This is a genomic window from Nocardioides sp. NPDC000445, from assembly GCF_040300245.1.
Lineage (GTDB): Bacteria > Actinomycetota > Actinomycetes > Propionibacteriales > Nocardioidaceae > Nocardioides.
In genome coordinates this window covers 81,967-106,059 of the sequence record NZ_JBEPDH010000010.1, presented here as the reverse complement: position 1 = coordinate 106,059, position 24,093 = coordinate 81,967, and the positions used below count along the sequence as shown (strand labels likewise).

The following is a 24,093-nucleotide window of genomic DNA, read 5'->3' as shown; positions in this document are numbered from 1 at the left end:
GACCGCAACCCGCGCCGAGTCGGCTCGTTCGAACGAGCCGACTCGGCGCGGAATCTCGTCAGTTCGAGCCGACTCGGCGGTCAGTCGACGATCGTGTGGTTGGCCATGTCGACGACGGGGCGGTAGCCGATCTTGGCGTAGACGTGGTTGGAGACGGGGTTGTCGGCGTCGGTGAACAGGCACAGCCGGGTGCCATCGGCGCCGAGGAGGCGCGAGGCCTCGGCGGTCACCGCGGTGCCGTAGCCGTGGCCCCGCTGCTCCTTCGGCGTGTAGACCGGCGCGATCCGGACCACGCCGTGCGCCGGCGGGGTCGCGCCGACCAGGGACACGACCTCACCGTCGACCTCCCACAGCAGCAGGAACTCCTCGATCCGGCGCCGCACCTCGTCCTCGCCGACCGCTGCGTGCTCGTGGGCGTACGCCTTGTTCGTGGACTGCTCCCGGGCCGCGTGCCCGAAGTCGGCCAGCCAGTCCCGGCACAGCTCGAGGTCGTCGTACGTCGCCGGGCGGGCGTGCCCGGGCACGCCGGACGGCATCACCAGCGTGCCGAGCTCGTGCAGACGCGACGCCATCGCGACGCTCACCCGCCCGCCCGCGAGCCGCGCGGTCTCCTCGGCCACCGTCCGGGCAGCCGGGAGCGCTCCGTTGGCCCCACCGGCGTACTCGCCTCTCGCGTGCAGGGCACGCGCGAGCTCGAGCGCCGCCGACTCGGGCATCGGGCAGACGTAGAGCGGGTACGGCTCGAAGTTGGCCGTCCGCATCGCCGCGCCGACGACCCGGTCTCCCTCGCGAGCGACGGCGAACCAGCGGTACGGTCCCTCCTGCTCCACCCGGGTGGCCTTCTCCGCGTTGGTGGCGAGCACGTTGGCGGTCACCGGCTCGCCGGCGAGATAGTCCTTGGCGACGGCGAGGAACTCGGCTGCGTCGGTGAAGAAGTCGATGGTGCCCATGACCGAAGCATGGCGAGTGTGCAACGCCGGTCTCAACCGGTTTCGCGCCAGCCCCCGCGCGCCCATAGGATTTGGTCCCATGACTGAGACCACGCCCACGCAGACCGCACCGGAGACGACTACGCCCGCTGAGCAGCGCGTAGTCGCCGTACCGGACAAGCCGGTCCTCGAGGGTCTGGAGGCCAAGTGGGCCGAGCAGTGGAAGAACGAGAAGACGTACGCCTTCGACCGCACCCAGCCGCGGGAGAACGTCTACTCGATCGACACCCCGCCGCCGACCGTCTCCGGCAGCCTGCACGTCGGCCACGTCTTCTCCTACACCCACCCCGACCTGATCGCCCGCTTCCAGCGGATGAACGGCAAGTCGGTCTTCTACCCGATCGGCTGGGACGACAACGGTCTGCCGACCGAGCGCCGGGTCCAGAACTACTTCGGCGTCCGCTGCGACCCGAGCCTCCCCTACGACCCCGACTTCACCCCGCCGGAGAAGCCGGACCCGAAGCGCCAGATCTCGATCAGCCGGCCCAACTTCGTCGAGCTGTGCAACCAGCTGGTCGTCGAGGACGAGAAGGTCTTCGAGGACCTGTGGCGCACCCTGGGTCTCTCCTTCGACTGGGACCAGCAGTACACGACCATCGGCAAGGTCTCCCAGACCGCCTCGCAGAAGGCGTTCCTGCGCAACCTCGCCCGCGGCGAGGCCTATCTGCAGGAGGCGCCGACCCTGTGGGACGTCACCTTCCAGACCGCGGTCGCCCAGGCCGAGCTGGAGGCGAAGGACTACCCCGGCTTCTTCCACCGCGTCGCCTTCCACCGCGCTGACGGCACCCCGGTCCACATCGAGACCACCCGCCCCGAGCTGATCCCGAGCGTCGTCGCCCTGATCGCGCACCCCGACGACGACCGTTACAAGGACCTGTTCGGCAGCACCGTCACCAGCCCGATCTTCGGCGTCGAGATCCCCGTCCTGCCTCACGAGGCCGCGGAGATGGACAAGGGCGCCGGCATCGCGATGTGCTGCACCTGGGGTGACCTCACCGACGTCCAGTGGTGGCGTGAGCTCAACCTGCCCGCCCGCGCCCTGATCGGCCGCGACGGCCGCTTCTCCCGCGAGACCCCGGAGTGGATCACCACCGAGGCCGGCGCCGCCGCGTACGAGGACCTGAAGGGCAAGACCGTCCACTCGGCCCGCGAGGCCGTCGTCGCGATGATCCGCGAGTCCGGTGACCTCGACGGCGAGCCGAAGAAGACCCAGCGGATGGCCAACTTCTACGAGCGTGGCGACAAGCCGCTCGAGATCGTCGCCAGCCGGCAGTGGTACATCACCAACGGCGGCCGCAACCCGGAGCTGCGTGAGCAGCTGCTGTCCCGCGGCGGTGACCTGACCTGGCTGCCCGAGCACATGCGCCACCGCTACGACAACTGGGTCGGCGGCCTCAACGGTGACTGGCTGATCTCCCGCCAGCGCTTCTTCGGCATCCCGTTCCCGGTCTGGTACGCACTCGACGCCGAGGGCAACCCCGACTACGACAAGCCACTGCTGCCGAGCGAGGACCAGCTCCCGATCGACCCGTCCACGGACGTCCCGGCCGGCTACGAGGAGGCGCAGCGCGGCAAGCCCGGCGGCTTCCAGGGCGACCCGGACGTCATGGACACCTGGGCGACCTCGTCGCTGACCCCGCAGATCGCCGGCGGCTGGGAGGCCGACCCCGACCTGTTCAGCCGGGTCTACCCGATGGACCTGTGCACCCAGAGCCACGAGATCATCCGCACCTGGCTCTTCGGCCGCATCGTCCGCGCCCACCTCGAGGACGGCACCGTCCCGTGGAGCCACGCGATGATCGCCGGCTGGATCCTCGACCCCGACCGCAAGAAGATGTCGAAGTCGAAGGGCAACGTCGTCGTCCCGACCGAGATCCTCGAGAAGTTCGGCGCCGACGCCGTTCGCTGGCGGGCCGCACTGACCCGCCCGGGCATGGACTCGCCGTTCGACGAGACCCAGATGAAGGTCGGCCGCCGGCTGGCGATGAAGATCCTCAACGCCTCCAAGTTCGTCCTCGGCAACGTCGGCGCGACCACGCTGAACCCGGTCGCGATCACCCAGCCGGTCGACTGCGCGCTGATGGCCCGTCTCAAGGAGACGATCACCAAGGCGACCGACGCATTCACGGCCTACGACTACTCCACGGCGCTGGAGACCTCGGAGAAGTTCTTCTGGGAGTTCTGCGACGACTACCTCGAGCTGGTCAAGGAGCGTGCCTACGACGAGGACGGCGGTCTCGCCACCGAGTCCGCTCGCGCGACGCTCGCCACGGCTCTTCACGTCCAGCTGCGCCTGCTGGCGCCGTTCCTCCCGTACGTCACCGAGGAGGTCTGGTCGTGGTGGCAGACCGGTTCCATCCACACCTCCTCGTGGCCGCGTGAGCTCGAGCTCGGCACCGCTGCCGCGGCCGACCCGGCCGCGCTCGATGCCGTCGCGGCGACCCTGACCGGGATCCGCGGAGCGAAGTCGACCGCGAAGGTGAAGATGCGTCACCCGCTGGCCAAGGCCGAGGTCACCGGCCCGGCCAAGCTGGTCAAGGACGCCGAGGCCGCCGCACCGGACCTCAAGCGGGTCGGCAACATCGTCGGCGACCTCTTCTTCACCGTCGACGAGAGCGCGACGGAGATCTCCGTCACCGCCGAGCTGGCGGAGGTCCCCGAGGACTGAGCCTCAGACCGACGGAGCCCAACGACGGAGCAGGCCCCGGACCGCGATGCGGTTCCGGGGCCTGCTTCGTCCCTCACTCCAGCCAAGCGTCCGGGGGGACTCGCTCGGCCGGTCACTCTGGCGTGGTGCGGTCGCCATCGGAGTGATCCCTACTGCACCGACTTCTCGGCACAAGTCTGGTCGTCCTTGCTGCCTTCCTTCGGCTCCTCCGGCTCCGGTGCGTCCGTCGTCTCAGCCTCGGACGGCTCGGTGTCGGACGGCTCAGCGGATTCGGTGGTGGCCTCGGGTTCGGCTGCGGGCGACGACCCTACCGGTGTCTTCGGCTCAGCGCACGCCTCATCGCACTCCGGCGTGGCCTCGGGTTCAGGAGCGTCGTTCGCTCCTGGCAACGTCTTGACGTCCTCGGCGATCGCGGCGGTGAGCTCGCAGGCGTCCTCGAGGACCCGTTCGGCCTCGGACTCCTTCTTGGTCGACTCCGCGTCGGGCTCCTTCGACTCCGAGGTCGCCTCATCGGTCTCCCGGTCCTCCTTGGGCTCCTCCAGCGGAAGATCCTCGACCGGGACGCCGGCGTCGGCAGCGATCAGCTGCCGCAGGAACATCGGCACGGCCTCGTCGACGGGGCGGGCGTCCTCCTCGGCCACGAACGGCCACAGCAGCGGCGCCATGATCCCCGGGATCGGCCCCGCGGAAGGAACCAGCGTGGGCGGCTTGCCGTTGCCCTCGTCGGGGTCGGCGGGCGTCGTCGGCTCCTCGGAGGGCGGTGCTTCGGGCTGCTCAGCGGGCGCGGACGGCGCCCTGTCCGGCTTCTCTTCCTCGCGGCTCTTCGGCGGGGCGGAGTCCTCCGGGTCGCTCTTCCGGTCCGTTTCGGGCGTGTTGCTGGGGATCGTCGACACCCCGGAGACACCGGGAGACGGCGCCGGCGGGATCACGGTGAAGTCGGCCTGGCCCGAGAGCGTACGCGGCACCCGGTGCAACGCGGAGATGTCCGGGCTGAGGGTCTGGATGACCACGAGCAGACCGATGAGCACTACGGCGGCGTAGGCCATCACCGGGCCCCTCTGGAACCTCACGTGCCCACTTCCCTACCGAGTGACGGAGCTGGAAAGGTACAGATGATCATCAGTGCGTATTGTGTCCGACCGCCCGGGCCAATACCGACCCGGGCGGCGAAAATGACCCAAACGGGCTACGCGGACTTCTTCTTGGTTTCCTTCTCGCGAGGAACGAGCGTCGGCATCTCGCCGTCGTCGACCACCTCGCGGGTCACGATCACCTTGCCGACGTCGCCGCGGGAGGGCACGTCGTACATCACGTAGAGGAGAACCTCCTCGATGATCGCCCGCAGGCCACGGGCACCGGTGCCACGCTCGAGGGCCTTGTCGGCGATGGCGGTGACCGCGTCCTCGGTGAACTCGAGGTCGACGCCGTCGAGGTCGAAGAGCTTCTGGTACTGCTTCACCAGCGCGTTGCGCGGCTCGGTCAGGATCTGGACGAGCGCGGCCTGGTCGAGCTTCTCGACGCTCGCGATCAGCGGCAGCCGGCCGATGAACTCCGGGATCAGCCCGAACTTGGTGAGGTCCTCGGGACGCACCAGCTTCAGCAGGTCCTCGGACTCCTTCTCGGCCTTGCCGCGCACCTCGGCGGTGAAGCCGAGGGTCTTCTTGCCGACCCGCTGTTCGATGATGTGCTCCAGACCGGCGAACGCGCCACCCACCACGAAGAGGATGTTGGTGGTGTCGATCTGGATGAACTCCTGGTGCGGGTGCTTGCGGCCACCTTGCGGCGGCACCGAGGCGGTGGTGCCCTCGATGATCTTCAGCAGCGCCTGCTGCACGCCCTCACCGGAGACGTCACGCGTGATCGAGGGGTTCTCGGCCTTGCGGGCCACCTTGTCGATCTCGTCGATGTAGATGATGCCGGTCTCGGCCTTCTTGACGTCGTAGTCGGCGGCCTGGATCAGCTTGAGGAGGATGTTCTCGACGTCCTCACCGACGTAGCCGGCCTCGGTCAGCGCGGTGGCGTCCGCGATCGCGAACGGGACGTTGAGCATCCGGGCCAGCGTCTGCGCCAGGTAGGTCTTGCCGCAGCCGGTCGGGCCGATCACCAAGATGTTGGACTTGGCGACCTCGACCTGCTCCTCCTTGGCGTGCTTGCCGGGGCCCTGCGGGCCGCCGGGCTGCAGGCCGGCCTGGACGCGCTTGTAGTGGTTGTAGACCGCCACGGCGAGCGACTTCTTCGCCTGCTCCTGGCCGATGACGTAGGAGTTGAGGAAGTCGAAGATCTCCTTCGGCTTGGGGAGGTCGGCGATCTCCACCTCGGAGCCCTCGTTGAGCTCCTCCTCGATGATCTCGTTGCAGAGGTCGATGCACTCGTCGCAGATGTAGACGCCGGGACCCGCGATGAGCTTCTTGACCTGCTTCTGGCTCTTCCCGCAGAAGGAGCACTTCAGCAGGTCACCTCCGTCGCCGATGCGTGCCACGAGTGGCCTTCCTTCCCCGACTTGTGCTGCTAGGTCCGAATAGTTACTGACGGTACCCCGCGCCGCGCCTTCAATGTGGGAGCGGCGCGGGGCCCGATGGTCAAACGAGAGCCGGCGTCTTGAGCGACTCGAGCACCGAGTCGATCAGGCCGTACTCGACCGCCTGCGCGGCGGTGAGGATCTTGTCTCGCTCGATGTCGTGGCTGACCTCGTCCATCGACTTGCCGCTGTGGTCGGCGATCATCTTCTCGAGCAGCTCACGCATCCGCAGGATCTCGTTGGCCTGGATCTCGATGTCGGAGGTCTGGCCGAAGGTGCCCTCGGTGTAGGGCTGGTGGATCAGGATGCGGCTGTTGGGCAGCGCCATCCGCTTGCCGTGCGCACCAGCGCCGAGCAGGATCGCGGCGGCCGAGGCGGCCTGACCGATGCAGACGGTCTGCACGTCCGGCTTGATGAACTGCATCGTGTCGTAGATCGCGGTGCAGGCCGTGAACGAGCCACCGGGGCTGTTGATGTAGATCGAGATGTCCTGGTCCGGGTTCATCGACTGCAGGCAGAGCAGCTGGGCGATGACCGCGTTGGCGACATCGTCGCTGATCGGGGTGCCCAGGTAGATGATCCGGTCCTCGAAGAGCTTGGCGTAGGGGTCGATCCGGCGGACGCCGTACGACGTACGCTCCTCCCACTGCGGGATGTAGTAGTTCATGTCCTCAGTCCTTCTTGTGGGCGGGGCGGCCCTCGTCGGAGGCTTCCTTGGCGCTCTTGATGACCTGGTCGACCAGGCCGTAGTCGAGCGCCTCGGCAGCGGTGAACCAGCGGTCACGGTCGGCGTCGACGGTCACCTGGTCGACCGTCTGGCCGGTGTGCTCGCTGATCAGCTCCAGCAGCACCTTCTTGATGTGCAGGGACTGCTGGGCCTGGATCTTGATGTCGGAGGCCGAGCCACCCATGCCCGAGGAGGGCTGGTGCATCATGATCCGCGCGTGCGGCAGCGCGTAGCGCTTGCCCTTCGCGCCGGCGCAGAGCAGGAACTGGCCCATCGATGCGGCCAGACCCATGCCGACGGTCGCCACGTCGTTGGGGATGTAGTTCATCGTGTCGTAGATGGCCATACCGGCATCCACGGAGCCACCGGGCGAGTTGATGTGAAGGAAGATGTCGGCCTCGGGGTCCTCCGCGGAGAGCAGCAGGAGCTGCGCACAGATCGCGTTGGCGTTCTGGTCGCGGACCTCGGAGCCGAGGAAGACGATGCGCTCCCGCAGCAGTCGGTTGTAGATGTTGTCGTCGAGAAGGCTCAGACCGCCGCCGTTGCCGCCCAGGCTCGGGGAGAGCCCTGGGGCACCGGCATGAGCGTCAGCCGCGCTGGAGTCGATGTTCACAGGATCGACACTAGCCGCCACATCCAGTTGTTCCACGGCTGGTGTGCCATTGTTCGCCGACGGCAGAACTATTGGCGATCGCGTCGCAATCCGCGCGGCACCGCGATCCCCACGGCTACGCCAGCCAGCGCAGCAGGGCGTCGTGAACCGCCGGATGGTTCGACAGCGGCGTCTCGGCGGTCGAGAGCGTGAAGCGCTCCGCCGTCGGGAACAGGTCGCGCACCCGCCGCGACCGCAGCGGCGTCTTGTGCCGCCACCACAGCATCTCCCCGAAGAGTCGCCCGACCCGGTTGGGGCGCGAGGTCGCCTTGTCGGTGACCAGCAGATAGTCCACATCCGGGCGCGGCGGCAGCATCGCCTCGTCGGCCCCGACGACCGCGATCCCGGCGAGGTGCTCGTCGAGCTGTTTGCCGACCCCACCCGAGATCGGGGCCGAGGTGACCGCATAGGGCGTCGTGCCGAGCGCGATCAGCTCCGAGACGTACGTCGTCCACGGGCGTGCCCCGGCGGTCGCCACGCCGAGCGCGTTGCGGGCGATCAGACCACCACCGGCGTAGCCGACCAGGACGATGCGCGGCTCCGCCGCGAGGGCGTCGACGCACTCCTGGATCCGGCTGCTGAGCGCCACCGCGGCGGGCACCGACTTGCTGCCGGCCGACACGTGCATGTGCAGCGGCATCCAGCCGAGCAGCTCGGCGAGCCGGTCGGCGTACGTCGCCCCGGTCGCCTGCGACCCCTCGTCCCAGACGGTCTCGTCCTTGCCCGCCGGCGGAATCAGGACCAGGATCCGAGGGCTCGTCCCGACCTGGCGCTGGGCGGCGGCCCACTCCTTCGGGCTGACCATGCGACCCTGGTGCTGGACCGCGACGGCGGGTCCGGAGTCGGTGTTGACGACACCGCGGATGATCGGCGTCGCGAGCGCGAACGGAGCCGCGAACGGGCGACGGGCGAAGGCCGTGATGCGCCAGGCGAGCTTCGCCAGACCGACGAGGCCGGCCACCTTGCTCTGACCGCGGTCGAGCAGCTCCTCGGCGTCGGGGTCCACCGGAGCGTCCTCGACGTTGAGGACCACGGCGCGGACGGTCTCAGGGCTGGAGGTCACGCTGGCAGCGTAGGGCCTACGCCGGGCCGACAGGATCACCTGTGCCCACTGTCCGGCCCGTCTGTGTCTCAGATCACAACGCCGCGACCACACTCAGTACGTTTGCGTTCACTCACGCTTCTGGTGTCCGTGATGCTGTTGTTACTGGTGTTGCGTGACGACAGCGGCCCTCGCGGGTTACCGTCGGATGCGGAAGGGGGTGTCTGTGCGTGGCTGATGAGACCGACGAGAAGGAAACGCACTGCCAGTCGTGCGGCGATGCCCTGCTGCCCGGGGCCATCTACTGCATCGGCTGCGGAACCCCGCTCCTGGCTCCCCCGGAGCAGCACCGTCCGCTCTTCGTGGACGAGCTCGGCGACGACGCGACCACGGGTCGCAGCACGCGGGGATACTTCTTCGACGACCCCGCCTCGCCGCCCCCGGCGCAACGGAAGGGCCGTACCGCGCCGATCCTGGTGATGATCGTGGTGCTGGTGCTCGTCGCCGGAGTGCTCGGGTTCATCTTCGGCAAGGACGGGGCCGGACCCGTGCAGTCCGAGGCGGAGCCGGAGCCCTCGACCAGCCCCACGAGCGAGCCGTCGAGCGTGCCCTCCGTGGACCCGAACGCCCCGCCGGAGCATCAGCTGCTCCGCATCTCCCGCCTCGACACCGAAGCGGCCACCAAGCTCATCGGCACCTGGATCCCGCAGCTGGCGGCGGTCGGTGCCGGGGACGGCGGCGACGCCGACTGGCACCAGGCGCTGACCCGCTACCAGAAGATCAAGACCGCCCACCCCGAGGCGCTGCTCCTCGACACCGGCGAGTGGCCGAGCTCGTACGTGAAGCCGGGGATGTACGCCGTCGTGGTGCCCCACCCCAGTGACACCTCCACACCCGCGCTGGAGTGGTGTGTCGAGCAGGGCCTGTCGAAGACCGACTGTGCGGCCAAGCATCTGGAGGTCTCCGGCGACCCGACGGACAACTTCGACGCCCAGTAGCGCCGACTCGGACGAAAACGACAGCGCCCCCGCCGCGAGGCAGGGGCGCTGTGACGTACGTCTGAGGGTGATCAGGCGTCAGCCTTCTCGGTCTCCTCGGGGGCCTCGGCCTCAGCCTCGGGCTCGTCCTCACCGATGGTGCCGTCGGGGCGGAGGTTCTTCAGCTCGACATGGTTGCCGGACTCGTCGGTGACCTTGGCGGCCTCGACGAGCTGGGCGAGCGCCTTGCCGCGCAGGATCTCCTGGACCAGCTCGGGCACGTGGTTGTGCTCGAGCATGTGGTTGACGAACTCCTGCGGGTCCTGGCCGGACTGCTGCGCGCGGCGCATCATGTGCTCGGTCAGCTCCTGCTGCTCGACCCCGATCTCCTTCTCCTTGGCGATCTGGTCGAGGATCAGCTGGGCGGCGACGGCGTCACGAACGCGGCGCTCGAGGTCGGCCTCGAACTCCTCGATCGTCTGCTCCTCGTCCTCGAGGTACTTCTCGAAGGTGAGGCCGGCGAAGCCGAGCTGCTGCTCGATGCCCTCGCGGCGCGCGTTGAGCTCGTCGGTGACGATGCTCTCGGGCAGCGGGATCTCGAGCTGCTCCAGGAGCGCCTCGAGGACGGCGTCACGGGCGGCAGCAGCCTGCTCGAGGCGCTTGCCGTTGCCGAGGCGGGCGCGGACGTCCTCCTCGAGCTCCTTGACGGTGTCGAACTCGCTGGCGAGCTGGGCGAAGTCGTCGTCGTACGCCGGGAGCTCCTGCTCCTGCACCTGGTTGACGGTGACGTTGACGTCGACCTCCTGGCCGATCAGCTCACCGCCCACGAGGGTGCTCTTGAAGTCCTTGGACTCGCCGGCGGACAGACCGACGATGGCCTCGTCCAGGCCGTCGAGCATGCCGCCCTTGCCGACCTGGTAGCTCATCCCGACGGCCTCGGCGCCCTCGACGTCCTCGCCGTCCTTGGTCGCCTTCAGGTCGATGACCACGAAGTCGCCGTCGGCGGCGGCGCGCTCGAGGTCCTTCAGAGTGCCGAAGCGCTCGCGCATCGCCTGGATCTGCTCCTCGACGTCAGCGTCGGTGAGCTCGATGTCGTCGACCTTGGCCTCGATGCCCTCGTAGTCGGGCAGCGTGATCTCGGGCTTGACGTCGACCTCGGCGGTGAACTCCAGGGTCTCGTTGTCCTCGAGCTTGGTGACCTCGATCTCGGGCTGCGCGAGCGGCTCGAGCGAGTTCTCCTGGAGGGCGTCGAAGTACATCTGCGGGAGGACGTTGTTGACCGCCTCGGAGAGCACCGCGCCGCGGCCGACCTGCTTGTCGATCACCTGGGGCGGGACCTTGCCCCGGCGGAAGCCGGGAACGTTGATCTGCTTGGCGATCTGCTTGTACGCCGCGTCGAGGCTCGGCTTGAGCTCCTCGAAGGGCACCTCGACGGTCAGCTTGGCCCGGGTCGGGCTCAACGTCTCGACGGCGCTCTTCACAGGGTGTCTCCTGTCGTTTGTTTCTGAGAATGATGTCGCGTGCAGGGCAATGAAATGTCGGGGCGACAGGACTCGAACCTGCGGTCTCCTGCTCCCAAAGCAGGCGCGCTAGCCACTACGCTACGCCCCGTCAAGGGCCCCTCCCCAATCAGCGGGAATGGCACTTGGAGCGGATGACGGGAATCGAACCCGCGTAATCAGTTTGGAAGACTGAGGCTCTACCATTGAGCTACATCCGCGCACGCGAGAGCCAGGGCCCTCGTGCGACCTGCGAAATCCTGCCATAGATCTGGCTCACACCTGTAACCGGCTCCCCTACCGGTCGGTTCGCAGCGTTGGTTTGGTCACCGTCGCCCGACCGCGACGAGGGCGCGATCGTCGGAGCTGGCGCTCAGTCCCTCGAGCAGGCGGCGCGCTCCCCCACCTCTGCCGGTGACCGCGAGGTGGTCGGCGGTGGCGACCAGGTCGGCGATGCCGCGCTCGAGGTCGACACCCCGCGCCTCCACGACGCCGTCGGTGTAGAGCATCACCATGTCGCCCACCCCGAGCACTCCCTCGCAGGCGTCGAACTCGACGTCGTCGATGAGCCCCAGCACCGGGCCGTCGCTCTCGGCCTCCTCCCAGCGGCCGGTGGCGGCGCGGCGCAGGAGAGCGGGCGGGTGGCCGGCCGTACGGATCTCGTACGCGCCGTTGTCGAGGTCGATCGAGAGGTAGACCGCGGTCGCGAAGCCCTCCTGCCAGTCCTGACGGAGCAGGTAGCGGTTGGCGGCGGGCAGGAACTCGGCAGGCGATACGGCGCCGAGGAGGCCGCCGAACGCACCAGAGAGCTGAAGTGCTCTGGTGCCCGCACGCTCCCCCTTGCCGGAGACGTCGACGACGACGATCTCCAGCCGGTCGGCCTCCCGCGCGGCCACCACGAAGTCGCCGGCGAACCGGGTGCCGCCCGCCGGCAGGACGGCCGAGTCGGCGAGCCATCCGTGAGGCATCGGCGGGATCGCACCCTGGTCGAGCTTGTGGGTCAGGTCGAGCAGCATCATCTCGTCGCTCAAGCCCCCGACACCGAGGTAGGTGCGGCGCATCGCGACGAACAGCACGATCGCGCCGAGCAGGAAGTGCACGCCGATGGCGGCGGCATCCCGGTCGGAGAGCGTCACCTGGCTGGCGGCGACCACGATCATCACCATCACGAAGACCACGAACCAGCTGAGCGTACGGGGCCCGAGCAGCACCGCTCCGAGCAGCAGCGGCACGGTGAGGACCGCCACCGGGACCACCTGCAGCCAACCTGTCTGAGCCGCCGCGAGGACCGTCAGGACGATGGTCAGCAGCCCGAGCCACAGCACCGCTCGCAGCTCCGGGTCACGGAACCTGCGGCGGATCGCGTTGCTCCGCAGGCGGTCTGCGAAGGCATGGCTCGACATGGCCTCACTCTAGGTCTCGAGGTGGGGGCTGCGTGGTCGTTCTCGCAGGCCGGAGAGTAGTGCGGGCTACTTCTTTACGCTCGTCCGGGGCCGGTACGTGCGCTGGCACTTCGGGCACCAGAACAGGTTGCGCTGCTGCAGCTCGGTGGTCCGTACGCTCGTGCCGCACACCAGGCAGGGCTGGCCGTGCCGGCGGTAGACGTAGACCTCGCCGCCGTGGTCGTCCTGACGCGGGGGACGGCCCATCGCCTCGGGGGTGTGCTCGTCGCGGACGGTGTCGATGCGGTTCCTCTGGACGCCGAGCTTCATGAGCTCGACCAGGTCGTCCCAGATGGCGTCCCACTGCTGCCTGCGCAGGGTGTTGCCGGGGCGCATCGGGTCGATCCGGTGTCGGAAGAGCACCTCGGCCCGATAGACGTTGCCCACGCCGGCCAGGACGGACTGGTCCATCAGCAGCGCGCCGATGGTCGTACGGCTCCGGCTGATCCGCAGCCACGCGCGCCCCGGGTCGGCGTCGTCGCGCAGCGGGTCCGGCCCGAGCTTCGCGACCACCGCGTCACGCTGGGCCGCGGTGACGAGGTTGCAGGTGTTGGCGCCGCGCAGGTCCGCGTACGTCTCGCTTCCGGTCAGCCGGAGTCGGACCTGACCGACGGGCAGCGGCGGCTCAGTGACGTACGGCTTCAGGTCGAGCTTGCCGTAGAGGCCGAGATGGATGTGGACGTACTGCTCCCCCGGGAACTCGAGGAAGAGCTGCTTGCCCCACGCCTCGGCCCCAGCGAAGACCTGGCCGTCCAGCAGCGCGGCGGAGTCGGCGAACCGGCCCTGCGGGCTGCTGACCCGGACCTGCTGGCCGGCGAAGGCGTCGCTCAGATCGAGCGCGAGACGGTGGAGGGTGTGCCCCTCGGGCATCCCCGGATCAGTCCTGGTCCTCGGCGGGCCCCAGGCCCTTGGCCGAGTCGGGGAGCGGCGGACGTACGCCGTCGGCGTCGTAGGCGTGGAGCTGGTCGATGCGGCGTACGTGCCGCTCGTCCTCGCTGAACGGCTCGGCCAGGAAGATCTCGACGAACTTCGTCATGTCCTCGAGGCTGTGCATCCGGCCGCCGACCGCGACCACCTGGGCATTGTTGTGGTCACGGGCGAGCTTGGCGGTCTCCTCGCTCCACGCGAGGGCGCAGCGGATGCCGGTCACCTTGTTGGCCGCCATCTGCTCACCGTTGCCCGACCCCCCGATCACGACGCCGAGGCTGTCCAGCCCCTGCTCCCGGTCCCGGGCCACTCCCTCGGCCGCCCGGATGCAGAAGACCGGGTAGTCGTCGAGTGCGTCGTAGACGAACGGGCCATGGTCGACAGGCTCGTAGCCGAGCTCCGTCAGACGGTTGATCAGGTGGGACTTCAGTTCGAGACCGGCATGGTCACAGCCGATGTGGACGCGCATACGCCCATCCTCTCCTACCTGTTGCTCATCTTCGGACTTGGCGGGGTTGGTGTCTCTTGTCGGGCTGGGCCGCCGACCCGTTATGGATGGTGTTCTCGCCAGATCCCGGCGTCAAGGACGGCCTTCGGCCGCCGGCTTCGCCGGCCGCTTCGCGGTCCTTGACACCGGGCTCCGTCGAGAATTTTGGCTGTATATCGGGTCGGCGGCGGGGTGTGGCGCGGATTCCTTGGGTTGCGTACCGGCTTGGGGTCTGGGGCCGGTGACTACTGGTAGTGGATGGTCTCCTCGTGCTTTTACAAGACGATGACACCTTGTGAACGCTTCACAAGGTAGCCCGGAGCACGGGGCGACGACCGCAGCAGAGTGGACGCTGCTGCCTCAGCTGACTACTGGCCACGCCCCGTTTCAGGCGGTCGCCTGGACGGATGGGCAGGGTCATCAGGTGGCGATAAATGCGCCGTGTACCGGTAGCGCCGCCCGATGGCAGCGCCGTCCGGATCAGCACTGCCCGGCGGAGCATCGGCAGGTTAGCCACCCGGCAGGAGTGGCACGACAGGACGGTGGGTGTGGACGCAGATCAGCGATCGGTCCATCGTGGGATCGGATGAATACGGGCACGGCGGCGCAGGCCAGCCCGTGGATCAGCTGGTTCGGGTGCGCCTGGTGAACCGGATCCGGCCGCTCGGGAGCCGCTCATAGGTGTAGTCGGGATCGTGGATCCGACGATGATCACTCGCACACAACAAGACCATGTTCGCCAGATTCGTGAGGCCGCCCTCGGACCATGGTTCCAGGTGGTGGGCTTCGGTCCAGGCTGCTGGTGCGTCGCAGTCTTCGGCTTGGCAACACTTGTCGCGTAGCCGGAGCGCGCGGTGTTGGACCGGATACGCCAACCTCGCGGTGCGGCCGAAGTCGAGGATCTCGGAGTCGGTGCCCAACACCACCGGCACCAGATCTGCGTTGCAGGCCATCCGGCGAGCCTCCGCGGCGGTGATCTGCTCCCCATCGAAACCCAGGGAGGCGGTGCCGAGGTCCTTGCGGAGATCCTCCACGCTCATCGTGATGAACACCGTGGTGCCGTGCCCACCGTGCCTGGGGAGCTGGTCGACGTCGTAGGTCTCGACCACCCGGGCGAACGCCTGACCCAGCAACCGGTCATAGGGGGCTTTGCGGCCCTTGTCCTCGGCGGAGAGCTTCCTGGGCTGAGCCAACGAGTCCAGCAGGGTCCGCAACCGCAGCCCGACCGCACGGGAGACGCGGGCGTGGATGTCGATGGTGCCGTCGCCGTTGTCACGCGAGGAGAAGAACGTACGCCGCTGGGCGTGGTCTTCCTCCCGCTGCAACGCCCTGGCCTCAGCCTGCTCGAACCGCTCCGGGTCGATCTCAGCGAGAATCCGGCGGCCGACGATCTTCAACTCGTTCGCCGTCAACCGGGTCGCGTAATCGACCAGCAGCTTCTCAGCCAGGACCAAGTCCTCGGCACTGGCGGCGGGATCGGTCTCGATGGCGTCGAGGGCCTGGGTGATCACCCGGGCCTTGTCCTGGGACACCACACCCTCAGCGAGACCGGCGGCCACGAGGTCGTACTTGGTCACTGCCGCCGCGAGTTTCACCTGGGAGCGAGCCACGCCCTTGTCCACGAGCAGCTCGGTCCGCATCCACCCCGAGGCGTCCTTGGCACCGGTCTCCTCGGCGATGTCACCGGCAGATGCGAGCACTCGCAGCTTCAACGCAGCCTGTTGGGCTTGGAGTTTCTCCAACCGCTCCAGCAAGTCCTTCTTCTGGCCCGTGCGCCAATAGGCCGGATCGGTCGAGAGGAGATCTTGAAGGGCGGTCTCGATGGCCGCCAAGGCAGCGTCGATCGCATCCCCGGGGTTGGTGCCCCAGGGGTCGATCGAGCGGCCGAGACTCATCGCTGTCCTCTCCTTGGAGGTGTGCTGTGATGAGTCTGATTCTACGCTCACCCTCCCGGTCTGGCCATCTATTTTCCCTGATCAGAGACCACTTTCGCGGTGAGCGAACATCCTCGTTTCTGTGGATGGTAAGTGGCCCGGAGGGCCACCCTTCCGCCCCATCAACCTCACCGGTTTCAAGCAAGATTCCGCTGCACCACACCCGGGCCGCCGCCCCGATAGCCAGCCAAGTTTTTCTCGACGGGCCCCGGTGTCAAGGACCGCGAAGCGGCCGGCGAAGCCGGCGGCCGAAGGCCGTCCTTGACTCCGGGGTTCGTCGAGAACACCCTCCAAGAAGGGTCGGCGGCCCACCCCAACCAAGAAGAACAGCCGAAAAAGCAGTCCCCGAAAGACAAACCCCCCGATAGATTCCCCCACCGTGGACCACTGGACGACGATGGACGAGATCCTCGCGGCACGATCAAGGTTCGAATCAGCGATCGAAGGCTGGACGCCCCCGAACGCCCACGGCGTAGGCCTCCGCCCATCGACAGCACCCGACCACAGGCCAGAGCATTTCCCCCTGGTCAACGCCTACGGCCACCGCCTCCCGGCCGTGGTGATCGCAACAGTCGTCGGACACACGAGCGGCACCGCGGCGTACAGACTGTCCCGAGAAGACCTCGAGAGGGCGATCGAGCTGATCTCGCCCGCGGAGGCGTACGTCGACTATGACCATCCCAACCTGTGGAGCTGGCGCGACAAGATCCTGCCCAGCCTGGACGAGGATCCCGAGGCAGAGGTCGTGGCGGTCTTCATCGGCGACGAGCCGGAGCAGCAACCGGACCCGGCGATCGACTCCTTCCGGGCGGCGTTCCCGGACGAGGCCGTCGCGATCGCCGCGGCCACCGCCGGGGCGGCCGTCGTCAAGCAGATGTACGGCACCGATCTCAGCCACTTCGACAAGTCCCCCACGGACTTCGCGACCGAGGCGGACATCGCCTCGGAGAAGGCGATCCGGGAGACGATCGCGTCGTACCGGCCCGACGACGCCTTCGAGGGCGAGGAGACCGGGCGCAGCGGGGACAGCGAGCGGCGATGGTTGGTCGACCCGCTCTGCGGGACGCTCAACTACGCCGCCCAGACCCCGCTCGCCGCGGTGAACGTCGCGCTCGTGACACCCGACGGCATCCAGGCGGCTGTAGCGGCCGACCCGATCAGCGAGGAGATCTTCTGGACCGACGGCACCTCCGCCCGGCTGCGCCAGGGCGGCGGCGACACGGCCCTCACGCCGACCCCGCGCACCCGGCTCGTCGACATCCAGTGCGATGGCCCGCTAGACCGGCCGTTCGTCGGCGGGCAGCTCGTCGCCGACCCGCGTCTGCGAGCCCAGTTCGGCCCGCGGGTGATGTCCTCCACGCTCGCGGTCGCCTGGGTGGCGGCCGGACGGCGAGCGGCGTACGTCACCGACGGCTACCTCGAGGGGAGCGTCCACTTCACCGCCGGCATCGCGCTGTGCCAGGCCGCCGGCTGCGTCGTCACCGACCTCAACGGCGACCCGATCCACACCGGCCGCGGGATGATCGCCGCGGCCGACGCGGCCACCCACCGGCTGCTGCTGGACCTGGTCCGTCCGCACCTGGCGGCGGCGGACGGACCCTGAGCCGAACGGCTCAGCGCTGCATCAGCGCGTCCATCGCGACCGCGAGAGCAGCGGCGACCCGGAAGTCGACGCGCGGGTCGTGGACGGTGACCGTGTACTTGTCACGGAAGGCGAAGCGGCGCTCGATCGAGATCAGCGGCTGGCCCTCGGAGGACACGTAGTCGAAGTGGATCGGCAGGAAGTCGAGCTCGGTGAAGCGGCGCAGGATGGCGATGACCTGGTTGCGCTCCTGACCGGTGCCGGAGTAGCCCGGACCCTCCACCTGGAAGGTCGAGCGCAGCAGGCTCTTGCCGAAGTCCTTGCGGAAGAAGCCCAGCGCCGCACCGCTCGGGTCAGTGACGTCGTAGCCGGCGTTGAGGTCCATCACCGCGCGCGCCTTGAACGCGAAGACGGCCTGCGACTTCGACTCGTCGGCGTAGAACGTCACCTGCTCCTTGAACGCCAGCCGCTTCTGCTGCGCGAAGGCGAGCACCTGCCCCTCCGAGCCGTCGGCGTTGGCGGCCTGGGCGACGTACTTGTTGGCGAAGGGCGTCACCTTCTGGCGGAGGAAGAAGCGGGGTACGTGGTACGGCTGCTGCGTCATGGGCGCAACCTATCGGTCGTCAGCGACGGCGCGCGACGAGATACGCCTGCGGCGTCCGCTCCCAGTCCTCGGCGGAGCGCACCACCGTCCCGGTGACCTCGAAACCCGCCTCCTCGAGCAGGGCGCTGGTCGCTTCGACCGGGAGCCGGTAGCCGTCGAAGGTGACGTCGTGGCCGTAGGCGCCGATGTGGCGTACGTGCTCGTCCCCGACCTGGAAGGCGGTCACGAACCGTCCGCCGCGACGGGTGACCCGGGCGAGCTCGGCGATGACCTCGGGCCGGCGCGCTGGCGGGGTGTGGATGAGCGAGTACCACGCCAGCACCCCGGCGAGCTCACCGTCGCGGAGCGGGAGACGGGCCATGTCGCCGACCTCGAACCGGAGCGCCGGATGCCGCTCCTTGGCCTGCGCGATCATGCCCGTCGACAGGTCGACCCCGAAGACGTCGATCCCCCGCTCGGCCAGATAGGCCGTCACCCGACCGGGCCCGCAGCCGATGTCGCCGACCAGCCCGCCACCGTCCTTGCGTACGTAGCTGATGAACGTGTCGAGCACACCGGCGTCGAAGGAGGTCTCGGTCATCGTCGGGTCGACGATCTCGGCGTACGCCTTGGAGACGGTGTCGTAGGCGGCCCGGACCTCGGTGACGTCGTAGGGCTCCGTCACTGACGTCCCCGCGAACTGTGCTGGTTCACGCTGTGCTGGTTCATGCTGTGCTGATTCAAGAAGGCAGCGGTCATCGCCATCACCGATTCCGCGGCGGGGAAGGTCTGGCCGTGGCGCCAGAAGCCGTGGATCTGGCCGACCGCGCGGAACGCGACCACCTCGACGCCGAGGTCGGCCAACCGGAGCGCGAAGTCCTCGTTCTCGTCGGTGAGGATGTCGCCCTCGGCGCTGACGATCAGCGTCGGCGGCAGGCCACGGAGCTCCTCGTCAGAGGCGAGATACGGGCCGAGGTCGGGATTGCGGAGATCGGCCTCGGTCGAGGCGTACTGCTTCCAGTACCACGCCGCCTCCTCGTTCCAGCCGTCCTCCATGGCGTAGCCCGGGGTGCTCATCGACGGGTCGAGGAACGGGTAGACGAGCACCATCGCGCCGAAGACACCCGGGTTGCGAAGAGCCGCGACGAGAGCGAGGTTGCCGCCGGCGCTGTCGCCGTGGACGTACACCGGCAGCGTGCTCAGCAGCGGGTCGTTGCCCAGCCACTTGACGACCGCGTCGACATCATCGGGAGCCGCGGGATAGGGGTCCTCCGGAGGCCTGCGATAGTCGACGGACAGCACCCGCAGCCCGCTCCGGTTGGCCAGCCGCCGGCACGCGGCGTCGTGGACCTCGACGTCGTTGAAGACGAAGCCACCACCGTGGAGGTGGACGATCACCCCCTCGCGTACGTCCTCGGGGGTGTAGAGCCGGCACGGAACCCCGTCGGCGTCGATGCCGGTGACCTCCGCGACCCCCTCCTTCGCCTCGGCCGCGGCCATCTTGCGGGCCTGATCACGCTGGGCGGCCACGTCGACCTCCCAGACCGGCGGTGACGCCTCCTCGGCGGCGATGGCACGGCGGGCGGCGGGGAAGAGTCGAACCATGTCAGAAGATTCCCACACGAGTGGCGGTGGTGCATGCTGATGCGCATGACAGTGGCGGGGGTCATGGGGACCTCGATCTACATCATCGACCTGCTGGTCAAGGTCATCGCGCTCGGGGTGGTGCCGAAGAACCGGCGTCCGAGCAGTGCGATGGCGTGGCTGCTGGCCATCTTCTTCATCCCGGGAATCGGCCTGATCGGCTACCTGCTGCTCGGTCAGACCCGGCTCGACCGGCGGCGTCACGAGCGGCAGCGGGCGCTCAACGAGGAGGTGCTGAGCTACGTACGCGGCCTACCGCGGACGCCGCACGAGAAGACGATCTCCGAGGTCGACGTGGCCACGATCGAGCTGAACGAACGGCTCGGTTCACTGCCTGCCAGGGCCGGGAACCGGATCGATCTGATCGGCGACTACGCCGCCTCCATCGAGGCGATGACGGCCGCGGTGGACGAGGCCGAGACGTACGTGCACGTGCAGTTCTACATCACCGCCTGCGACCACATGACCGAGCCGTTCTTCGACGCCCTCGACCGGGCCGCGGCGCGTGGGGTGAGCGTACGGCTACTCCTCGACCACCTGGGCTCACGCGGCATCCCGCTCTGGCGCCAGCTCGTCAAGCGACTCGACGCCTCCGACATCGACTGGTACCCCCTGCTGCCGATCGATCCCCTCCGCGGCCAGATCCGCCGCCCCGACCTGCGCAACCATCGCAAGCTCCTGGTGGTCGACGGCCGGGTCGCGTTCATGGGATCGCAGAACCTCATCGAGCCCGGCTACAACAAGCCCAAGAACCACCGGGCCGGCCGGGAGTGGGTCGAGCTGAACGCCCGGATCGAGGGTCCGCTGGTGACTGCGCTGAACGTCGTCTTCGCCAGCGACTGGGACACCGAGACCGGCGAGCTGCTGCGGTCCGAGCTGGCCGCCACCGCACCGCGCGCCGGGGACGTGACCGGTCAGATCGTGCCCAGTGGACCGGGTGTCGACGCCGAGAACAACCTGCGCGCGTTCACCCACCTCATGTACGCCGCCAGGAAGCGGATCTCGATCACCAGCCCCTACTTCGTGCCGGACGAGTCGCTGCTGTACGCCGTGACGACGGCCGCCCGCCGTGGCGTCGAGGTCGAGCTCTTCGTCAGCGAGGGCAAGGACCAGTTCATGGTCTTCCACGCCCAGCGCTCCTACTACGAGGCGCTGCTGGAGGCCGGTGTCCGCATCTACCTCTACCCCAAGCCCGCCGTCCTGCACTCCAAGCACTTCAGCATCGACGACGAGGTCGCCGTGCTCGGCTCGAGCAACATGGACATGCGCTCCTTCGCGCTCAACTACGAGATCTCGCTGATGCTCTTCGACGGCGAACCGGTGGCACAGCTGCGGAAGGTCGAGGACGGCTACCGGGCCATCTCGCGCGAGCTGCTGCTCGAGGAGTGGCTCGCGCGGCCGAAGGTCGCGGCGTACGTCGACAACGTGCTGCGCCTGACCGCCGCTCTTCAATGAGGTCGGTGCACCCACCAGTCCGGGGAGAGTTGCGCTCCGAACCCATGCCCGTGAGCACCCGATTCCTGGCCCTGTTGACCATCCTCTGCGCGGTGACCGTCGGCTGCGGCGCGACGGAGACCGCCGATGACTCCGCATCGCCCTCCACCAGCGCGAGCACGCCGCCCACCTCGCCGGCCGCCGGAGACGACTCCTCCCCCACGTGCGAGGCAACGGGACGCTATGCCGACTACTCCGAGGCGGCCGTCGCCGACGAGTGCTACACCGACACGATCCTCTTCTTCCACGCGCCCTGGTGCCCCGAGTGCCGCGGGTTCGAGGAGGCGATCAAGAGCGGTGAGGTGCCTGAGGGCGCCCAGATCCTGAAGGTCGACTACGACTCCTCGACCGACCTGCGCAAGCAGCACGGGGTGACGATCCAGTCGACCTTCGTACGCGTCGACCCTGCCGGCAAGACGGTCAAGCTCTGGTCCGGCTACGGCCAGGACAAGTCGGTCGACACCATCCTCGAGAACACCCAGTGACGCTGCTGCTCGCGTCGTTCCTCGCCGGGGCGCTCTCGGTCCTCGCCCCCTGCGTGGTGGCGTTCGTGCCGGCCATATTCTCCCGTGGGTACGGCCTCTCCCGCGGGACCGGCGAGCGCCGGCCGTGGGTGGCGGTGGCGGCGCTCGGTGTCTCCGTCATCGTGTTCAGTGTCGTGCTCAAGTCGACAACCCTCTTGATCGACGTCCCACCACGGTTCTGGAGCGTCCTCTCGGGCGTGATCGTGGCGCTCTTCGGTGTGGTGATGATCTGGCCACGGCTGTGGGACGCGGTGGCGTTCCGGCTCGGGCTCGGCTCGCGCGCCCAGGAGCGTCTGGCCCGGGCGAGCACCCGTCGCGGGATCGGCGGCGACATCCTCCTGGGCGCGAGCATGGGGCCGGTCTTCAGCGCCTGCAGCCCGACGTACGCCTTGATCGTGGCGGCCATTCTCCCGGCTGAGCCGCTGCGGGGACTCGGCTACCTGCTCGCGTACGTCGCGGGCCTGACGCTCCTGCTGGCCGCGGTCATGGCGGGCGGCCGGGCGCTGATCGCCAGGCTCAGGTGGGCGATCGACCCCGAGGGCGCCTTCCACAAGGTGCTCGGTGTCGTCCTGGTGCTCATCGGCGTCGCGATCGCGACCGGGCTGGACAAGGCTTTGCTCACGCTGCTCGTGGAGCAGGGGCTCTTCGACTGGCAGATCGGTCTGGAGGGCCGGCTCAGCACGGATCAGTGAGCCGGTCTGCGGCCGACACGAACGACTGGCCGCGCAGGAGCGGAACCACCGACGAGCCGTCCACCTCGGAGGCCACGACCACGTCGTCGGCATAGCCCTTCGCGGTCAGCTCCCGGCCGCCCGCGCAGGCATGGAGCGCGTCCGGAAGATCGGCCGCGCGGAAAGCGTCGCGCGCCATCGCGGCCTCGGGCGAGAGGTCGCTCGGGTCGAGGGCGGCCAGCACCGCCCCGGCGCCCCAGAGGTCCTCGACCGCAGGGCGGAGCGTGCCGTCCTGCCAGCGCTCCCCCGACGCGATGAAGGCGACGCTCGCGCCCGCGGCGCAGCGGGGAGCGAGCCACTCGGCGACCGCGATGCGGTTGCGGAGCGAGGCACCGACGACCGTGGCACCGCCGTCGGCGAGAAGACTGCTGATCGTCGACCCGTTGGGCGAGGGCAGCACGAGCCGCCGGACACCCTCGGCCCGGTGCAGCGAGGCGGGCGAGAGCGAGGGCCGGCCGGGGACCGCGTCCTGACGCTGCACCGCGAGTACGGCGTCACGCTCACGTGCGTACGCCTCCGCCCGGTCGTCCCGCCACCGGAACGGAAAGACCTCGATCCCGCGCTCGACGGCGACCGTCAGGGTCGTGGTGAACGAGAGCACGTCCACCACGACGGCGATGTCCACCGGCCCGATCGCCTCGGCGCCCACCGGCCCCCACTCGAGCCGGAACCGGTAGGCGTGCTGACGGTGCTGCGCGTCGAAGGCGGTCACGCGCCGAGGCTAACCGGCCCGTTCACCCCGCCGCGATCGACCTTGGCGTCGTGCTCATGGTTCACGAGCCGCGGGTATAGAAGTCGGCCAGACGTTGGATGGCTTCCGCCTTGGTCATCGCCCGCACCTCCGCCTCGGGGATGTGTGCCTCCTGGATCAGGACCCGGAGCACTCCCAGCGGGATGGCCTCGCGCGGCTCCGGCATCTGGCTGCGCGCGGGAAGGGTCTTCTCCTCCACGCATGCCCAGAACTCCTCGGCGGTGACCTCGAGCTGATCCTTGAGGATGTGGCCCCAGATGCTCGGCCCGTAGTCCGTTCGGTCGACGGGATGACTGATGCGCGTGTAGAGGATGCGGCCGTCGGGAACGGCGAGCTCGTAGTTGACGTGATGAGTGCCGCGCTTGCCGGTAGCCCGCCGGCGCTCGATCCATCCTTCGGTGACGCAGAAGGACTGGTGGTCGACCCTCGTCGCCGGACGTCTGCGCTCGACCATGTCAGGCCAGCAGCCAGTCGCGTAGCTGCTCGTCGGAGGCCAACCCCACGATCTGCACCAGGCCCCAGTTGTCGGCGTGGTTGGGCGCGGCGTGCAGCCGGTCGACCCAGTCCTCGGCGTAGTCGCGAAGCGCGTCGACCATCTCCTCGACCGCCTCGTCGAGCGTGACACCGTCGGCAGCCACCGGCAGACCCGGGATGAAGATCGACCACGCGTCGTTCTCTGCGACTGCGACCGCACCCGAGGGACGAACGCTGATCAGGAAGTGGACCAAGCGGTCCGCGTCCACCGCCGCCACCCGGCGCGCCCCACGCGAAACGGTCGCCGGGCGGCCGCCATCTGCGGCGTCGAGCATGTCCTTGAAGTGCTCTCGTGCCTCGCGGGCACTCTGGTAGTCCACTGACGCACCCATACAGCCTCCCTCCACGGCATGTGTACACAGTGTACACGGCGTGGCTGAATCGACCG

23 protein-coding genes and 2 tRNA genes are annotated in these 24,093 nt (G+C 68.7%); 6 read left to right on the top strand and 19 right to left on the bottom strand.

Annotated elements, in window-relative coordinates; genetic code table 11:
* Window positions 1-80 precede the first annotated feature (80 nt).
* Window positions 81-950: a GNAT family N-acetyltransferase gene (locus ABT304_RS15260; RefSeq protein ID WP_350716281.1), complete on the bottom strand. Its 870-nt coding sequence runs from the start codon at window positions 948-950 to the stop codon at window positions 81-83.
* A gap of 79 nt (window positions 951-1,029) precedes the next feature.
* Here ABT304_RS15260 and valS point away from each other — a divergent pair, with 79 nt between their 5' ends.
* Complete coding sequence (gene valS, locus ABT304_RS15255; protein WP_350716279.1) at window positions 1,030-3,657, top strand: valine--tRNA ligase; 2,628 nt, start codon at window positions 1,030-1,032, stop codon at window positions 3,655-3,657.
* Between the two features lie 149 nt (window positions 3,658-3,806).
* On the opposite strand, the gene ABT304_RS15250 is transcribed toward valS, so the two are convergent.
* From ABT304_RS15250 to ABT304_RS15230, 5 genes are all read right to left on the bottom strand, one after another.
* Window positions 3,807-4,727: a prolipoprotein diacylglyceryl transferase gene (locus ABT304_RS15250; RefSeq protein ID WP_350716277.1), complete on the bottom strand. Its 921-nt coding sequence runs from the start codon at window positions 4,725-4,727 to the stop codon at window positions 3,807-3,809.
* A 116-nt stretch (window positions 4,728-4,843) separates the two neighbouring features.
* Window positions 4,844-6,136 (bottom strand): ATP-dependent Clp protease ATP-binding subunit ClpX, encoded by a 1,293-nt coding sequence (gene clpX / locus ABT304_RS15245; RefSeq protein WP_160024669.1) that lies wholly within the window; start codon window positions 6,134-6,136, stop codon window positions 4,844-4,846.
* Between the two features lie 100 nt (window positions 6,137-6,236).
* A complete protein-coding gene (locus ABT304_RS15240) occupies window positions 6,237-6,842 on the bottom strand; it encodes an ATP-dependent Clp protease proteolytic subunit (protein WP_091049270.1) in 606 nt (201 codons plus the stop codon).
* 4 nt (window positions 6,843-6,846) lie between these two features.
* Entirely contained in the window at window positions 6,847-7,455 is a 609-nt protein-coding gene (locus ABT304_RS15235; RefSeq protein WP_350716455.1) for an ATP-dependent Clp protease proteolytic subunit, read from the bottom strand.
* 175 nt (window positions 7,456-7,630) lie between these two features.
* Window positions 7,631-8,617: a lipase family protein gene (locus ABT304_RS15230; RefSeq protein ID WP_350716276.1), complete on the bottom strand. Its 987-nt coding sequence runs from the start codon at window positions 8,615-8,617 to the stop codon at window positions 7,631-7,633.
* Window positions 8,618-8,826: 209 nt separating this feature from the next.
* Here ABT304_RS15230 and ABT304_RS15225 point away from each other — a divergent pair, with 209 nt between their 5' ends.
* Window positions 8,827-9,594, top strand: coding sequence for a hypothetical protein (locus tag ABT304_RS15225; protein WP_350716274.1), 768 nt, complete (start codon window positions 8,827-8,829; stop codon window positions 9,592-9,594).
* 71 nt (window positions 9,595-9,665) lie between these two features.
* On the opposite strand, the gene tig is transcribed toward ABT304_RS15225, so the two are convergent.
* The 7 genes from tig to ABT304_RS15190 form a co-directional block, all read right to left on the bottom strand.
* Window positions 9,666-11,054, bottom strand: a complete 1,389-nt coding sequence (tig, locus tag ABT304_RS15220; RefSeq protein WP_350716272.1) for a trigger factor — start codon at window positions 11,052-11,054, stop codon at window positions 9,666-9,668.
* A 57-nt stretch (window positions 11,055-11,111) separates the two neighbouring features.
* A tRNA-Pro gene (locus tag ABT304_RS15215) sits at window positions 11,112-11,184 on the bottom strand.
* A gap of 35 nt (window positions 11,185-11,219) precedes the next feature.
* Window positions 11,220-11,293, bottom strand: a tRNA-Gly gene (locus ABT304_RS15210).
* Window positions 11,294-11,398: 105 nt separating this feature from the next.
* On the bottom strand, window positions 11,399-12,475 hold the full coding sequence (locus tag ABT304_RS15205) for a PP2C family protein-serine/threonine phosphatase (protein WP_350716270.1): 1,077 nt from the start codon (window positions 12,473-12,475) through the stop codon (window positions 11,399-11,401).
* Window positions 12,476-12,541: 66 nt separating this feature from the next.
* Complete coding sequence (locus tag ABT304_RS15200) at window positions 12,542-13,384, bottom strand: Fpg/Nei family DNA glycosylase (RefSeq protein ID WP_350716269.1); 843 nt, start codon at window positions 13,382-13,384, stop codon at window positions 12,542-12,544.
* Window positions 13,385-13,391: 7 nt separating this feature from the next.
* Window positions 13,392-13,910, bottom strand: a complete 519-nt coding sequence (locus tag ABT304_RS15195; RefSeq protein WP_350716267.1) for a ribose-5-phosphate isomerase — start codon at window positions 13,908-13,910, stop codon at window positions 13,392-13,394.
* A gap of 641 nt (window positions 13,911-14,551) precedes the next feature.
* Window positions 14,552-15,823, bottom strand: a complete 1,272-nt coding sequence (locus ABT304_RS15190) for an HNH endonuclease signature motif containing protein (RefSeq protein ID WP_350716266.1) — start codon at window positions 15,821-15,823, stop codon at window positions 14,552-14,554.
* A 595-nt stretch (window positions 15,824-16,418) separates the two neighbouring features.
* On the opposite strand from ABT304_RS15190, the gene ABT304_RS15185 reads away from it, so the two are divergent.
* A complete protein-coding gene (locus tag ABT304_RS15185) occupies window positions 16,419-17,465 on the top strand; it encodes an inositol monophosphatase family protein (RefSeq protein WP_350716264.1) in 1,047 nt (348 codons plus the stop codon).
* Window positions 17,466-17,475: 10 nt separating this feature from the next.
* Here the strand turns inward: ABT304_RS15185 and ABT304_RS15180 are convergent, their stop codons facing one another.
* The 3 genes from ABT304_RS15180 to ABT304_RS15170 are packed head-to-tail and all read right to left on the bottom strand — an operon-like array spanning window position 17,476 to window position 19,632.
* Window positions 17,476-18,048 (bottom strand): LURP-one-related family protein, encoded by a 573-nt coding sequence (locus ABT304_RS15180; RefSeq protein ID WP_160024677.1) that lies wholly within the window; start codon window positions 18,046-18,048, stop codon window positions 17,476-17,478.
* A 19-nt stretch (window positions 18,049-18,067) separates the two neighbouring features.
* Window positions 18,068-18,712 (bottom strand): class I SAM-dependent DNA methyltransferase, encoded by a 645-nt coding sequence (locus ABT304_RS15175; RefSeq protein ID WP_350716262.1) that lies wholly within the window; start codon window positions 18,710-18,712, stop codon window positions 18,068-18,070.
* Window positions 18,709-19,632 carry an alpha/beta hydrolase gene (locus ABT304_RS15170; RefSeq protein ID WP_350716260.1) on the bottom strand — a complete coding sequence of 308 codons (924 nt, stop codon included), beginning with the start codon at window positions 19,630-19,632 and terminating at the stop codon, window positions 18,709-18,711. The genes ABT304_RS15175 and ABT304_RS15170 overlap by 4 nt, the downstream gene beginning before the upstream one ends.
* A gap of 45 nt (window positions 19,633-19,677) precedes the next feature.
* On the opposite strand from ABT304_RS15170, the gene cls reads away from it, so the two are divergent.
* From cls to ABT304_RS15155, 3 genes are read left to right on the top strand one after another with little or no spacing between them, the layout of a single operon-like run.
* A complete protein-coding gene (cls, locus tag ABT304_RS15165) occupies window positions 19,678-21,126 on the top strand; it encodes a cardiolipin synthase (protein WP_350716258.1) in 1,449 nt (482 codons plus the stop codon).
* A gap of 50 nt (window positions 21,127-21,176) precedes the next feature.
* Entirely contained in the window at window positions 21,177-21,650 is a 474-nt protein-coding gene (locus tag ABT304_RS15160) for a thioredoxin family protein (protein ID WP_350716256.1), read from the top strand.
* Window positions 21,647-22,381 (top strand): cytochrome c biogenesis CcdA family protein, encoded by a 735-nt coding sequence (locus ABT304_RS15155; protein ID WP_350716254.1) that lies wholly within the window; start codon window positions 21,647-21,649, stop codon window positions 22,379-22,381. The genes ABT304_RS15160 and ABT304_RS15155 overlap by 4 nt, the downstream gene beginning before the upstream one ends.
* On the opposite strand, the gene ABT304_RS15150 is transcribed toward ABT304_RS15155, so the two are convergent.
* From ABT304_RS15150 to ABT304_RS15140, 3 genes are all read right to left on the bottom strand, one after another.
* Entirely contained in the window at window positions 22,365-23,132 is a 768-nt protein-coding gene (locus ABT304_RS15150) for a 2-phosphosulfolactate phosphatase (protein ID WP_350716252.1), read from the bottom strand. The two genes, ABT304_RS15155 and ABT304_RS15150, sit on opposite strands and share 17 nt — an antisense overlap.
* Window positions 23,133-23,193: 61 nt before the next feature.
* Window positions 23,194-23,625, bottom strand: a complete 432-nt coding sequence (locus ABT304_RS15145; RefSeq protein WP_350716250.1) for a hypothetical protein — start codon at window positions 23,623-23,625, stop codon at window positions 23,194-23,196.
* Between the two features lies 1 nt (window position 23,626).
* The gene (locus tag ABT304_RS15140; protein WP_350716248.1) at window positions 23,627-24,037 is read right to left on the bottom strand and encodes a RelB antitoxin-like protein; all 411 of its coding nucleotides are present in this window, start codon (window positions 24,035-24,037) and stop codon (window positions 23,627-23,629) included.
* Between the last annotated feature and the right edge of the window lie 56 nt (window positions 24,038-24,093).

Bases quoted from the DNA above. Each gene is read 5' to 3' on its own strand.
- ABT304_RS15140 (WP_350716248.1), bottom strand. From the start codon at position 24,037: ATGGGTGCGTCAGTGGACTACCAGAGTGCCCGCGAGGCACGAGAGCAC.
- valS (WP_350716279.1), top strand. From the start codon at position 1,030: ATGACTGAGACCACGCCCACGCAGACCGCACCGGAGACGACTACGCCC.
- ABT304_RS15145 (WP_350716250.1), bottom strand. From the start codon at position 23,625: ATGGTCGAGCGCAGACGTCCGGCGACGAGGGTCGACCACCAGTCCTTC.
- ABT304_RS15190 (WP_350716266.1), bottom strand. From the start codon at position 15,823: ATGAGTCTCGGCCGCTCGATCGACCCCTGGGGCACCAACCCCGGGGAT.
- ABT304_RS15170 (WP_350716260.1), bottom strand. From the start codon at position 19,632: ATGGTTCGACTCTTCCCCGCCGCCCGCCGTGCCATCGCCGCCGAGGAG.
- cls (WP_350716258.1), top strand. From the start codon at position 19,678: ATGACAGTGGCGGGGGTCATGGGGACCTCGATCTACATCATCGACCTG.
- ABT304_RS15180 (WP_160024677.1), bottom strand. From the start codon at position 18,048: ATGACGCAGCAGCCGTACCACGTACCCCGCTTCTTCCTCCGCCAGAAG.
- ABT304_RS15195 (WP_350716267.1), bottom strand. From the start codon at position 13,910: ATGCGCGTCCACATCGGCTGTGACCATGCCGGTCTCGAACTGAAGTCC.
- ABT304_RS15240 (WP_091049270.1), bottom strand. From the start codon at position 6,842: ATGAACTACTACATCCCGCAGTGGGAGGAGCGTACGTCGTACGGCGTC.
- ABT304_RS15260 (WP_350716281.1), bottom strand. From the start codon at position 950: ATGGGCACCATCGACTTCTTCACCGACGCAGCCGAGTTCCTCGCCGTC.
- ABT304_RS15200 (WP_350716269.1), bottom strand. From the start codon at position 13,384: ATGCCCGAGGGGCACACCCTCCACCGTCTCGCGCTCGATCTGAGCGAC.
- ABT304_RS15205 (WP_350716270.1), bottom strand. From the start codon at position 12,475: ATGTCGAGCCATGCCTTCGCAGACCGCCTGCGGAGCAACGCGATCCGC.